The 12,794-nt window shown below is 43.5% G+C and carries 16 protein-coding genes; 12 read left to right on the top strand and 4 right to left on the bottom strand.

Features of this window, described 5'->3' with window-relative positions; translation table 11 throughout:
• Window positions 1–266: 266 nt before the first annotated feature.
• The gene (locus tag ACNAZ4_RS20625) at window positions 267–515 is read right to left on the bottom strand and encodes a ferredoxin (RefSeq protein ID WP_041965701.1); all 249 of its coding nucleotides are present in this window, start codon (window positions 513–515) and stop codon (window positions 267–269) included.
• Window positions 516–748: 233 nt separating this feature from the next.
• On the opposite strand from ACNAZ4_RS20625, the gene ACNAZ4_RS20620 reads away from it, so the two are divergent.
• From ACNAZ4_RS20620 to ACNAZ4_RS20600, 5 genes are all read left to right on the top strand, one after another.
• Window positions 749–1,918 (top strand): YpbB family protein, encoded by a 1,170-nt coding sequence (locus ACNAZ4_RS20620; protein WP_415817655.1) that lies wholly within the window; start codon window positions 749–751, stop codon window positions 1,916–1,918.
• Window positions 1,909–3,411 (top strand): RecQ family ATP-dependent DNA helicase, encoded by a 1,503-nt coding sequence (locus ACNAZ4_RS20615; protein ID WP_415817652.1) that lies wholly within the window; start codon window positions 1,909–1,911, stop codon window positions 3,409–3,411. Before ACNAZ4_RS20620 ends, ACNAZ4_RS20615 begins: the two co-directional genes overlap by 10 nt.
• Entirely contained in the window at window positions 3,408–4,010 is a 603-nt protein-coding gene (locus ACNAZ4_RS20610) for a CPBP family intramembrane glutamic endopeptidase (protein ID WP_415817649.1), read from the top strand. Before ACNAZ4_RS20615 ends, ACNAZ4_RS20610 begins: the two co-directional genes overlap by 4 nt.
• The gene (locus tag ACNAZ4_RS20605; protein WP_415817647.1) at window positions 3,988–4,734 is read left to right on the top strand and encodes a LysM peptidoglycan-binding domain-containing protein; all 747 of its coding nucleotides are present in this window, start codon (window positions 3,988–3,990) and stop codon (window positions 4,732–4,734) included. The genes ACNAZ4_RS20610 and ACNAZ4_RS20605 overlap by 23 nt, the downstream gene beginning before the upstream one ends.
• 137 nt (window positions 4,735–4,871) lie before the next feature.
• The gene (locus ACNAZ4_RS20600; RefSeq protein WP_415817645.1) at window positions 4,872–5,330 is read left to right on the top strand and encodes a YpbF family protein; all 459 of its coding nucleotides are present in this window, start codon (window positions 4,872–4,874) and stop codon (window positions 5,328–5,330) included.
• A gap of 31 nt (window positions 5,331–5,361) precedes the next feature.
• On the opposite strand, the gene ACNAZ4_RS20595 is transcribed toward ACNAZ4_RS20600, so the two are convergent.
• The 3 genes from ACNAZ4_RS20595 to ACNAZ4_RS20585 are packed head-to-tail and all read right to left on the bottom strand — an operon-like array spanning window position 5,362 to window position 6,445.
• Window positions 5,362–5,931 carry a manganese catalase family protein gene (locus ACNAZ4_RS20595; RefSeq protein WP_415817643.1) on the bottom strand — a complete coding sequence of 190 codons (570 nt, stop codon included), beginning with the start codon at window positions 5,929–5,931 and terminating at the stop codon, window positions 5,362–5,364.
• Window positions 5,932–5,957: 26 nt separating this feature from the next.
• Window positions 5,958–6,218 carry a spore coat protein CotJB gene (locus ACNAZ4_RS20590; RefSeq protein WP_415817642.1) on the bottom strand — a complete coding sequence of 87 codons (261 nt, stop codon included), beginning with the start codon at window positions 6,216–6,218 and terminating at the stop codon, window positions 5,958–5,960.
• Complete coding sequence (locus tag ACNAZ4_RS20585) at window positions 6,215–6,445, bottom strand: spore coat associated protein CotJA (protein WP_415817640.1); 231 nt, start codon at window positions 6,443–6,445, stop codon at window positions 6,215–6,217. The genes ACNAZ4_RS20590 and ACNAZ4_RS20585 overlap by 4 nt, the downstream gene beginning before the upstream one ends.
• Before the next feature lie 144 nt (window positions 6,446–6,589).
• Between ACNAZ4_RS20585 and ACNAZ4_RS20580 the strand changes: the two genes are divergently transcribed.
• From ACNAZ4_RS20580 to ACNAZ4_RS20550, 7 genes are all read left to right on the top strand, one after another.
• Complete coding sequence (locus ACNAZ4_RS20580) at window positions 6,590–7,222, top strand: CBS domain-containing protein (protein WP_415817638.1); 633 nt, start codon at window positions 6,590–6,592, stop codon at window positions 7,220–7,222.
• A 58-nt stretch (window positions 7,223–7,280) separates the two neighbouring features.
• Entirely contained in the window at window positions 7,281–7,673 is a 393-nt protein-coding gene (locus tag ACNAZ4_RS20575) for a hypothetical protein (protein WP_415817636.1), read from the top strand.
• Window positions 7,674–7,691: 18 nt separating this feature from the next.
• Window positions 7,692–8,480: a metallophosphoesterase gene (locus tag ACNAZ4_RS20570; RefSeq protein WP_415817634.1), complete on the top strand. Its 789-nt coding sequence runs from the start codon at window positions 7,692–7,694 to the stop codon at window positions 8,478–8,480.
• Between the two features lie 65 nt (window positions 8,481–8,545).
• A complete protein-coding gene (locus tag ACNAZ4_RS20565; protein ID WP_415817632.1) occupies window positions 8,546–9,448 on the top strand; it encodes a MerR family transcriptional regulator in 903 nt (300 codons plus the stop codon).
• Between the two features lie 75 nt (window positions 9,449–9,523).
• Window positions 9,524–10,102 (top strand): genetic competence negative regulator, encoded by a 579-nt coding sequence (locus ACNAZ4_RS20560; RefSeq protein WP_415817630.1) that lies wholly within the window; start codon window positions 9,524–9,526, stop codon window positions 10,100–10,102.
• Between the two features lie 233 nt (window positions 10,103–10,335).
• A complete protein-coding gene (locus tag ACNAZ4_RS20555) occupies window positions 10,336–11,613 on the top strand; it encodes a Glu/Leu/Phe/Val family dehydrogenase (protein WP_415817627.1) in 1,278 nt (425 codons plus the stop codon).
• A 119-nt stretch (window positions 11,614–11,732) separates the two neighbouring features.
• Entirely contained in the window at window positions 11,733–12,704 is a 972-nt protein-coding gene (locus ACNAZ4_RS20550) for a YpdA family putative bacillithiol disulfide reductase (protein ID WP_415817625.1), read from the top strand.
• The last annotated feature ends 90 nt before the right edge of the window (window positions 12,705–12,794 follow it).

Here is a 12,794-nt window from a genome sequence, read left to right as displayed (position 1 = left end):
CCTAGCCAGTTTTCATCCTTGAGTGCGCTTCCTCGAGTATCTTGCGATAAGCGTTAGCTTTGAGCAGCTCGAGACGCTTGGCTAGCTGCGGCTCCTAACTCCTCGAGACGTTTCGGTCCTGTCAATGAAGTCAAGGAACGACTTCACTGTCAGGCCCTCCAGCTTTTGTGGGGGCTGGACAAGGCGCTTGCGCTTTTTGTTCTGTATTTTTTTTAAAAAGCACAATAAAAAATTCCCGCTTATTAAGCGGGAATTTATGTATAATCTTATTCGAATTTAGTTGCGTCTCCGTTGAACGGCTCATCTGCAACTTTGATTGAGTCAGTTGGGCAGCCTTCGAATGCATCCATCATGTCGTCGACCAATACATCAGGAATCTCAACAATACCTTCATTTTCATCAAGTGTTACGAATGCGATGCCTTCATCGTCGTAATCGTAAATATCTGGAGCAGCTGCACCGCAAGCTCCACATGCAATACAAGTTTCTTTGTCAACAATTGTGTACTTAGCCATGATAAAATTCCTCCCAAGTGTTTAACAATAATATGCTGTTTTCACGGATAACAGTGAAAACGTATTCCTCATCTCTATTGTAAAACTGTATCGCCAACATTTCAATAAAAAAAGTATTGAGAATGCTTATCAGATAAGGCGTTGAATCGATTTTACGCTGAAATAAAACATTCTGCAGGACATTTTCATGGTAAAATAATTGTATATTATTTTTCTGCTATAGCAGGACAGGAATGATCTTTGTAAGCTTTGTATGTTTTTACCCGAAAAATGGACAGGTAAATGAAATGGAAAAGGTGTTTTTTCAGTCAACAAAGTCATTAATTTCAAGGGTGGATATTATGGGAATGACCTATCTGGAGTCTGTTGTTTTGACAATATTGAATAAAATCAAAGGTGAGAGGACGATTTATTCTTTGTTCCACCTTTTGCAGGGGAAACGCTCATCACAGACCATCCAGGATGCTCATCTATATAAAATCACTCCCTATTTTTCTACATACCCTTCAGTGACCAGGGAAGGGCTGGAAAAAATGGTCGGAAAGCTGAAACAGAGGAGCCTGGTAGAGGAGATAGCTGAAACAAAAGTCAAATTGACATCCAGAGGGGAAGAGGAGCTTGAACAGTATTTGTTTCAATATCCGCTTCTTGAATTTTTAAACGGCTGGAAGTACCATCAGGTAACCGACTCCTTTTGGGAGAGATTGACTCTGCTCATCCAGGTGAGCTCGAACTTGATCCATCAGGAACGGGCATACATACCCATCCGCAATAAGCCGGAAACACTTGGCTGGGTGAAGCAATATATCAGACAGCAAAATGAAGATCGCTATATATTGGCGGAAAAGTTGTACACAGAACTAATTTCAGCACTGGATAATGAGGAGACGAAACCTGAAATGGTCGTCTTGAGGTTGACCGGCTTCAGGAAAATCGGGCTGACGATCATGCAGGCTTCTGACCTGACTGGCATGGAACCGGCTCATTATCATTATGAGTTCCTGAATTGTTTACATGCCATGTTCGACAGGATACTCGATGATCCATCTTCATATCCGTTGCTGATCGGTTTGTTGAATAAGGCAGAACACGAAGTGCCATTGACGCTGTCAACCGACAAAACTTATAGATTGCTGCAAAGGGGCTATAGCCTTGATGAAATTGCCGCTGTCCGGAATCTTAAGCCAAGCACGATTGAAGATCATATTGTTGAAATCGTGCTCACAATTAAGGGATTTGAAATAGACAACTATGTGCCACCCGGCAAACAGGAAAGAATTATGCTGGCTGCACAACAGAATTCCGCTAAAAAACTGAAGCAAATCAAGGAACGGGTTGCTGATTCCACTTATTTTGAAATCAGGCTTGTTCTAGCTAAATATGGTGATGCCGAATGGAATTGAAACATTATCTTGCTAAATATTTTCAGTTCGATGATTTCCGCCCGGGACAGCGGGAAACCATCGAATCGGTCATGGAGAAAAGACATACGATCTCGATGCTGCCGACAGGTACAGGGAAGTCATTATGCTATCAGCTGCCAGGTTACCTGCTTACAGGTCCGGTTTTGGTTGTTTCACCCCTTCTGTCGCTGATGCAGGACCAGGTTGAGCAGATGATGGCCATGGGTGAAAAAAGAGTGATCGCTTTGAATTCATTTTTGAGCACCCAACAAAAGGCACAGGCACTTGAACAACTTGAAAAATTCAAATATATTTTCATATCCCCGGAAATGCTTGGGATTGATTCCGTATTGGATCGGCTTAAGAAGCTGGCTGTGTCCCTTTATGTTGTGGATGAAGCTCACTGTATCTCGCAGTGGGGCTATGATTTCAGGCCTGATTATCTCAAGCTGGGGGAATACCGTAAGAAACTGGGACAACCACTGACACTTGCCTTAACAGCCACTGCAACCAAAGAGGTCCGAAGGGATATCGCTGAAAAGCTATGTCTTGAGGAATGGAATGAGGTTGTCTATTCAGTGGACCGTCCTTCTATATCGCTCGCATTGGAACAGGCATCTTCTTTCCAGGAAAAGCTGGAAAGGACGGCCGATCTGGTGAAACTTCTAAAAGGGCCTGGAATCATTTATTTCTCCAGTAAAAAAGTCGCTGAGCAAACAGCCGCTCATTTAAGGGAGAAGGGCAGCAAAAATGTCATGGCCTATCACGGAGGACTTGATTCGGAAAGCCGCATTCTCATCCAGCAGCAGTTCATTAATGGACAGCTTGATGTTGTCTGTGCCACCAGCGCATTTGGCATGGGCATCAATAAAGACAATGTACGGTATGTCATCCATTTTCACATGCCCATGCAAATCGAATCGTATCTTCAGGAAATCGGCAGAGCCGCAAGGGATGGATTGGATTCGATCGCCATTTTGCTCTATTCTCCTGGAGATGAGCAGCTGGCGTATCAGCTTGCGGAAGCTGAGCTGCCAGATCAATACCAGCTTGAACGGTTGTTCGGGTTTTTAGTTGATCATCACATACCTTACCACAGTTTAAGTGAGCGGGCTGAAGAGCTTTCGATGATGTGCGGGTTCACGGAGATTCAATGGAGGATTGTCGAAGAATATCTTACTAATATTAAGGATGTCCATTATAAAACTGATTTGGAGAGCATGCAGCGATTGATTGAAAACCGTTTGTCTGTTAAAAAACAGAAGATCCGAAGCATGCTGGATTGGATTCAGACAAAGGAATGTAAGAGGGCTGTTATACTGGAAATGTTCAATGAAGAACTTACGGAAAAGCCGGTGAATTGCTGCAGCACCTGTGGGATATATATCGAGCATTATAAAGAAACCGAATCATCCATTGAGCATAAGGAAACTGTGATGGACTGGAAAAGTGATTTGGCTTCAATCTTATTGATAAGTGAGCGGATAGAATGAAAGATCAGTATAAGGAAACCGTGGCGGGCCTTACTGAAAAGGAACTGCTTTTCCATCTTGCAGCTACGCAAATTTTACTATTAACGATTTCGTCCATATTGGGTATGATATTGTTTGATAGTATAAGAGAATTCATGGAATTATTCATTTGGGACGATCGGAATATCTTGACGTACGGTTTAGGAGCCGGCGCGGCAGTCGTTGCGCTGGACATCGTACTGATGAAATATCTGCCGAAATCATATTACGACGATGGAGGTCTGAACGAAAGGATATTCAGGAATAGAAGTGTGTTTCAGATCATGCTGATTGCAGCGATGGTTGCTGCCAGTGAAGAAATCCTTTTTCGCGGAGTCATCCAGACTAATACTGGTCTGATCATTTCGAGCATCATTTTTGCTGTCGTTCATTACCGTTATTTGTTCAATTGGTTTTTATTTGCGAATATTATCTTGTTGAGTTTCTTAATTGGCTATATTTATATGGTCACGAACAACCTTGCAGTGACCATCGTCATGCATTTTGTTATTGATTTCGTCTTAGGTATGACCATTAAATTCAGGAGTAATGCAGCAAATGGGGGTACAGAAAGTGAATAATGAAAAACCAATCAGGGACCAGGCTGAGCGGCTGAGAAAAAGGGTTGAACGCAAGTCTGAGAGTAAAGCCGAGAAGAAGGATGCGCTGCCACCAAGAAGTGAGATCCATAGGCAAAAACAGAAAAAAACGAAAGTGAAAGTCAAATACCCGGTAATCAGGCTGATGGCGTTGTTTTTCATCTTGCTGCCGATTTCTTTTTTCAGCATCCTTTCCTATCTGGATGGTGAGGATGGACCGTTGAATAAAACACTTGAGCGGGCCGGAGTTGAAATGATCAATGTTGAGAGTAAAGATGAAGCAAAACCGATAAAAAATAAGGAAGAGGATGAAGCGGAACCAACCTTTGAAGAAGTTTCCGATACCACAGATGATATCGAGGTAGTCGCAGCAGCTCCTGCTCCGTCTAGCAGCGGCGATAAAGATTCAGCGGAAGCAACCAGTGTGACTGGCAAGAAGGAAATCAAGACAGAAGCACCCACTACCGCTCCTGAACAAAAAGAGGATCAGGCAGCACCAGATTCCTCAGCTGGCCCGGATGAAGGAGAAGCCGCAAGCAGGGAAACGATCATATATCATACTGTGAAACCAAGTGAGACACTATTCCGCGTGGCGATGACCTATTATAAGTCCCAGGATGGCATCCCGATCATCCAGAAAGCGAACAATCTTAAAGGCAATGAAATCCAGGCAGGACAAGTCCTGAAAATACCGATTAAAAACTAGCCGGAGTGGAAACTTCCGGCTTTTTACTTTGATTTTTTCCATAAACTGAACAAAATCAGGAGTGTGAGGATTTTTTAGGATGAAAATCATATCTCCGTGGACAAGTTCATAAAAATGATATAAAGGGAGGGCTTGCCATGGAACACGAAATCATGAATCTGGATGACCGCACTGATCCGGCGACTAAAAGGATGCTGCAGAATGTTATAGACCGGAAGAAAAAGTTTGAACGGTTTAAATCAAGACATCTATTATCCGTATGGGCAACAATAGGTTTGATCTCAATGTACTTTTACTATCTGTATATAACGGTGATGAAGCCGTATTCCTATTCTTTCGCCGAGGTATTTTCTGTATATGTACAGAACTCTGCCAATCTCTATTTCCTCATTCTGACGGTAGGAACGTACGGACTGATGATCCTATTGAAGGAGAAGCGGGAAAAAGCCGAAAAAGAATACCAGGCCTTACGCTGTGAAATCGTTGACCGCAGCAAGGATTTATGGAAGAAAGAAGAGGAATGGAAGAGCCGGCATATTGTATTCGAAATGATGAAAAAGAAATATGATATCAATCTTTATCATGAGAATAAATAAGAAGCATCCATTTCGGATGCTTCTGCCCTGTTTAGAAGACTCTCTTCTTGCCCTGGTCCTCCTTGATGATTTCCACTGCTTCGCGGAAACGCTGGGAGTGGATGATTTCACGTTCCCGAAGGTATCGCAGCCCATCATTGAGATCAGGATCGTCGCTCATATTGATGATCCACTGATAGGTGGCTCTTGCTTTTTCTTCGGCTGCTATATCCTCGTACAGATCGGCGATCGGATCACCTTTCGCGGCGATATAAGATGCTGTCCATGGGACACCGGCAGCATTATGGTAGAAAAGGGCACTGTCATGATTCGCATAGTGGGCATCAAGTCCTGCCTGTTTCATTTGGTCTGGTGTGGCATCCTTGGTCAGTTTGTAAATCATCGTAGCGATCATTTCCAAATGAGCAAATTCTTCTGTCCCGATATCAGTCAATAATCCTATCACCTTATCAGGAATGGTATAACGCTGATTTAAGTATCTGAGCGCGGCAGCCAATTCGCCATCAGCCCCGCCATATTGCTCAACGAGAAATTTTGCGAGCATGGGGTTACAGGTGCTTACTTTTACGGGATATTGCAGTTTTTTTTCATAAAGCCACATTTTCCTTACCCCCTCCTATGTTGAGTTTAAATTTGCCAAGGCCACGGACCGTCTGACCAGTTCCATGGATAACCAGAATAGCTGTTGCCGTATTGCTGGAGAGGTCCGTACATACTTTCAACGACCTTTTTCAATCTGCGCCTTTCTTTGGCGAACTGGTTGAACTGATTTATGGCTTCGTAATCCTCAGGATGGGTATCAAGATAAAGGGTAAGTTCAACAAGTACAAAATCTACTGCCTGCAGTTCCTCCATAGCACCATAAAATTCCTTCGGCAATTGTTTCATGAATGGTCCTCCTCCCTTGGAGCTTCATACGGTGAATACCAGGGGTCATAGAAAACCTTCCACAGGGTTCCTGTCCTCAATGCCTGCATGGGCGTGAACTGTTCAAGATTGGGCGGCTGGAAGCCCAGGAATAGATTCGGTGGTGTGGAAAACGTTTTCGACTTGATAGGCGGACAAGGATCGAAGGGACTGGCGTATGGGTACCAAACTCTTCTGTATGATGACAAGCTAAGCCCTCCTCTAAATGAACTTCATTTCATTTTATGACCAAAAATTCGATTCATGTTAAATTTATCTTTACAAGAAGGGATTTTTGCAGATATGCAGAAATATATAAGGTATGGCAGTAGTTTAAATTAGAGGTGAATGGAATGTTTGTTAAAAGTATAATGATTCCGAAGTACAAATGTATTACCGCACAGATTGATGAAACATTGCAGAATGTGCTGGAAAAACTGGATGGGAATGAGATTGATGGTGTTCCGGTCCTGGATGGTGACAAATATGCTGGTGTTGTCACAAGATATGGCATTTTCCAGGAATATTTCAAGGCAGGCGGAGAGAAGGACGAATTCCTTCAAAAAAAGGTGGCTGGGGACGCACTTTGCCTTCAAGAGCAAATTCTCCATGGGATCGAGATTTTTGAAAGTACCCTGGTCAAATTGAAGGATATTCCGCTTCTGGCAGTTGTCGATGAAAACGGGAAATTCCAGGGAGCTGTGACTCGCTCCGATGCTCTCGATCAATTCCAAAGTGCTTTTGGAGTATATAGGGAAGGTGTCAGGATTGCTTTTACATCTGTCGAAACAGAAGGAAGAATCGCAAGGCTTGCTGATATTGCCCATCAGTTCCATGAACATATCATTTCACTGGTCACTTTTGATGAGACAGACAAGCTCGTCCGCCGTATCGTCATGAAGATCGAAAAGAAAGACAATATAGACAAGTTTATCAAAAAGCTGGAGGATTCAGGATTCAGGATTCTTGACATCCATGAGGTTTGATTTCAATATGGAAATAAAGACAAGGGCCTTTCATACATTGAGTATGGGAGGTTTTTGTATGATTTGGAAAGTTATCAGGCTGGTAATCGGACTGGTTTCTGGTTACCTGGCGGTCAGCTGGATGTCAACTTTGATTCCTCTCGATCCCGATGAATTAGTGAGTGAGTCCATCCTAAACCCTTTTAATTTCCTGGCAGGTACAATGTTGCTTGCCATCGGCATGTTCTCAATGGGCGGCTTGATTGGAGCAGGCATTATTGCGGTTAAGAATTCAGGAAAGGGACGTGAAGGATCGTCAGGTGATATCATCCTTGCAGTTATCTGTCTCTGCGGCTTTTTTGTTCTGTTTTCTCTGGGGTGGTGGCAGACAGCAATTTTTTTCGTTTTCTGTTTGCTTTATGGTATGATGTCATTTAGCCCAATGGGGTACAAAGACAAAGGCCAGATTTAGTATTTGCGGGAGGAAGAGATGGAAATAATTTATATCCTACTGGGGATGCTGCTGATTGGCAGCTTCCTTCTACTATATATGTATAAACAGGCGTTTGCGGACACAGTTCTGAAGCAGGAAATCAGGCTGAAGGATTTTCCGTCCAGCTTCGGCGCTGTGAAAATCTTTTTCATTTCTGATATCCATAAGCGTGTCATTTCGGATTCGATCATCGATGAAGTCAAAGGAAAACCCGATCTCGTCATCATCGGTGGTGACCTTGCGGAGAAGGGTGTTCCGATAGAAAGAGTTTCCGCCAATATCGAGAAACTGAAAACAGTAGGCCCTGTATTTTTTGTCTGGGGTAACAATGATTACGAATTCAATTCCCATGAACTCGATTCTCTTCTGTATCATTCAGGCGTGAAGGTTCTTGATAATACTGCGGTTAAATTCGAATCTGCCGCTGGTGACGTCCTGTATCTTCTGGGCATAGATGATTTCGGCCTTGGCAAAAGCAGGATGGATCTGGCTATGCGCGATGCCGAAGAAAATGGGTTTCGCATCCTTGTCAGCCATAATCCTGCAATCGCTAGCAGCTTAACGGCAGAAGACGAAATCAGACTTATCTTAAGCGGCCATACTCATGGAGGCCAGATAAGGATATTTGGATTTGGTCCTTACGAATTAGGCGGAATAAAACAGAAAAATGGCATTACCGTCATGACAAGCAACGGATATGGCACGACAGGAGTCCCGTTCAGGCTTGGAGCAAAGCCTGAAACCCATTTGCTTACATTGGTTCCTGAACCTGAAGAAGCAGATTGAAGTTTTACAACGGAATATATACCCGGATATAATCGGGAGAACAGGGTATATACGGAGGTATTACGATGGGGAACAGCACAGGAAAATACAATATTAAAGCAGCAGCCAACATGCTTGGGATCCAGCCGGGGACATTGAGGGCATGGGAGAGAAGGTACCAGATGATTGCCCCTGTCAGGAATGAATCCGGCCATCGCCTCTATACAGAGGAACACTTGAAAATATTAAGGTGGCTGATTTCCAAGGTTAATCAAGGGTTCACGATCAGCCAGGCTGTTTCCCTGCTTGAGAATTCTGAGCCAATGCTGGAATCTTCTGGTCCGCCCAAAAGGGACAAGCTGGATGAATTCCGCGTGAACATTTTGGCTGCATTGATGGATTTTAATAGTTCAAAAGCCCATGAACTGATCAATCAGGCGTTCAGCATGTTTACAGTAGATAAAACGGTCATTGATTTATTAGGGCCAATTTTGATTAAAGTAGGCGATTTATGGGAAGAGGGAAGTATAACGACTGCACATGAGCATTTTGTTTCTTCGTTTCTTCGTTCAAGGATCGAGGGATTATCTAGTTCATTTCCGCATAGTTCGTTCCTTCCCAAGGCCGTAGCAGTGTGCGGTCCTGGCGAAAGACACGAACTAGGTTTGCTGATTTATACAATGTACCTCAGGCGTAAGGGGTTCGAGGTCATCTTTCTTGGCACAGGTCTTGCAGAAAATGATCTTGAAGCAGTACTCGATAAGGTAAAACCGAGGTTTTTATTCTTATCCTGCACCCTTGAAGAGAACAGAAAAGCAACTTTGGAACTTGCCTGCATCCTGGTCAGGGATTATCCTGATCTTCAAATCGGGCTCGGTGGCATAGCCATCGATTCCATGCCAAAAGAGTTGCGAAAAGAACATCATGAACACATTGTGGGAATCACAAGGGCGGAGTGGGAGAATTGGTTGAAAAAGCGCATTGATTAATCGAAATAACTCACCAACCTGCATTCTTTTCATAAACTAAAATAAGAGCTTTGTCGATGGCAGGGGGCATGATTTATGCGCTTGGAACGTTTAACCACCAATAAAATAAAGATATTCCTTACGATAGATGACTTATCCGACCGGGGATTGACCAAAGAGGATATTTGGAAGGATTCTTTGAAATGGCACCAGCTTTTTCACGATATGCTTGAGGAGGCCAGTGAAGAATTCGATTTGGACATCATCGGTTCAGTTGCAGTGGAAATCTTCTCATTGCATGCACAGGGAATGGTCATGATCATCACCATGTTTGAACAGGATGAAGACGAAGAACAATTTGAAGATGGGATCATTGAAATGCAGGTAACGGTCGATGGAAGCGAAGAGATTCTGTTTCAGTTCGAAAACATCGAAGACGTCATCCAGCTTGCCAAGAGGTTGAAACAATCAGGGATTTCCGGAGGCAGCCTGCACTTTATGAATGGTCATTATTATCTGCTTATGAATGGAATATTGCCTGAAGATGCAGAGAAGACGGTATCTTTATTGGCTGAGTATGGTGTCCCATCGATATTGAGCATCCACAGACTGCTCGAATATGGGAACGAAATTATGGAGGAACGTGCAGTCGAAACTCTTGTCCATTATTTTTAATAATGATGGAAAGAGCTTCGGCTTTTTTTAATACCTCCACGCTTGCAGAATGTCTTACAATTCAGTCAATTGTTTTGAAGCCAATCGTGATAAGGACTTGATTGGCAGCGTTTTCATGAAAGGGTCAAAAAATGCTGAAAACGTATTTTTTCTTCTTGCATAAAATAACCAAAGGTGTATACTAATCCATGAAAGCAGACAACATCCGCAAAAGTGATTTAGGAGGTTTATCAATGGTAGCCGCAAACGGTAATGAAAATCCAAATAAAGAAGACAAACATGACGTCTTACGATCTACACAAACTGTTATTCACAAGGCTTTGGAAAAACTCGGGTACCCTGATGAGGTGTATGAGCTTTTAAAAGAGCCGCTCAGGATGATGACAGTGAAAATCCCTGTCAGAATGGATGACGGATCTGTTAAAGTCTTTACTGGCTACCGGGCGCAGCACAATGATGCAGTGGGTCCAACAAAGGGAGGAATACGTTTCCATCCAAACGTAACGGAGAAAGAGGTCAAAGCCTTATCTATCTGGATGAGTTTAAAGTGCGGCATCGTCGATCTGCCTTATGGCGGAGGTAAAGGCGGGATTGTTTGTGATCCTCGCGACATGTCATTCAGGGAACTGGAAAGATTGAGCCGGGGTTATGTTCGTGCGATCAGCCAGATCGTCGGACCAACAAAGGATATCCCAGCACCTGATGTGTTCACGAACTCGCAGATTATGGCTTGGATGATGGATGAATACAGCCGTATAGATGAATTTAACTCTCCAGGATTCATTACAGGCAAGCCGCTGGTACTCGGTGGTTCACATGGACGTGAATCGGCAACTGCGAAAGGTGTCACGATCTGTATCCGTGAAGCTGCAAAGAAAAAAGACATCGAATTGGAAGGTGCAAGAGTAGTTGTTCAGGGATTTGGAAATGCCGGAAGCTACCTGGCCAAGTTCATGCATGATGCTGGTGCTAAAATCATCGGTATTTCTGATGCGTATGGCGCACTGCATGATCCCGATGGATTGGATATCGACTACTTGCTTGACCGTCGAGACAGCTTTGGAACAGTAACTAAATTATTCAATAATACCATTACAAATAAAGAATTGTTGGAACTTGATTGTGATATCCTTGTTCCAGCTGCGATAGAAAACCAGATTACAGAAGAAAATGCCCATAATATCAGGGCAAGCATCGTCGTAGAGGCTGCGAATGGCCCGACGACATTGGAAGCAACTGAAATCCTTACGGAGCGTGGCATCCTGCTTGTACCGGATGTTCTTGCATCTGCAGGCGGTGTAACCGTTTCTTACTTTGAATGGGTACAGAACAACCAGGGATATTACTGGACAGAAGACGAAGTGGAAGAGAAACTTGAAAAGGTTATGGTGAAATCGTTTGACAGCATCTATGAGACTGCCCAGACACGCAGAGTAGACATGCGCCTGGCTGCTTACATGATCGGAGTAAGGAAGATGGCAGAAGCAAGCAGATTCAGGGGCTGGATTTAATTTATTTGCAAGAAAAGGGTTCTTCATTGAATCTGAAGATGAAATCTCCTATCATTTAATGATGGGAGATTTTTTATTTTTATGTGATCAGTCAGATTGATAAGGAGTGTTTTCAATATATGAATAACGAAGATGTCATCATTATCGGCGGGGGCCCATGCGGACTTGCTGCAGCCATCGCCCTGAAAAAAAAGGGTATGAATCCGCTTATCATTGAAAAAGGAAATATCGTGAATGCGATCTATCATTATCCTACTCATCAAACCTTTTTCAGCAGCAGTGAAAAGCTGGCAATCGGTGATGTGCCGTTCATTACCGAGAATCTGAAACCAAAAAGGAACCAGGCACTGGTATATTACCGTGAAGTGGTCAAACGCGAAAAGCTGAGAATCCATAAATACGAAAAAGTGACGGAAGTTGTGAAACAAAGTGGATCCCTCTTCCATGTGACAACAAATAAACAGCAATACACCGCAGGATCTATCGTCATCGCGACAGGGTACTATGATCATCCAAACCTGATGGGAATACCTGGCGAAGAGCTGTCAAAGGTTTCCCATTATTTCAAAGAAGCACACCCCTACTTTGATATGGATGTCGCTGTCATTGGGGGAAAGAACTCGAGTGTCGATGCAGCCATCGAACTGGAGAAGGCCGGGGCGCGAGTGACGGTACTATACCGTGGAGCAGAATATTCCTCGAGCATCAAACCGTGGGTCCTGCCTGAATTTGAAGCTCTTGTAAAAGCAGGTTCCGTTAAGATGGTGTTTAATGCAGAGGTAATAAAAATCACCGATGATACCATCGCTTATAAACATGAAGGGAAAACGGTGACTCTGGAGAATGATCATGTATTTGCGATGACAGGTTACCGTCCGGATCATGTTTTCCTTAAGAAAATGGGCGTGGGGATCGATGCAGAAACAGGTCGGCCGCACTTTGATCCAGAAACGATGGAAACAAATGTACCGGGCATATTTATTGCCGGCGTGATCGCTGCGGGTAACAACGCAAATGAAATCTTCATCGAAAATGGACGGTTCCATGGCGGCCAGATTGCCGAAGCGATTTATAGTAAGAAAAACAATTGATTAAAACCCGGTAGATCAGTTCCTTTTTATAATTAAAACTGGAAGAAATGAAAGAAAGCGGTGCCTGTTTGCATGCAAGGCACCGCTTTT

Source organism: Mesobacillus thioparans (genome assembly GCF_965138835.1).
GTDB classification, from domain to species: Bacteria; Bacillota; Bacilli; order Bacillales; family Cytobacillaceae; genus Mesobacillus; species Mesobacillus thioparans.
Note: the sequence above shows the minus strand (reverse complement) of the source record. Positions and strands in the feature narration are given on the sequence as shown.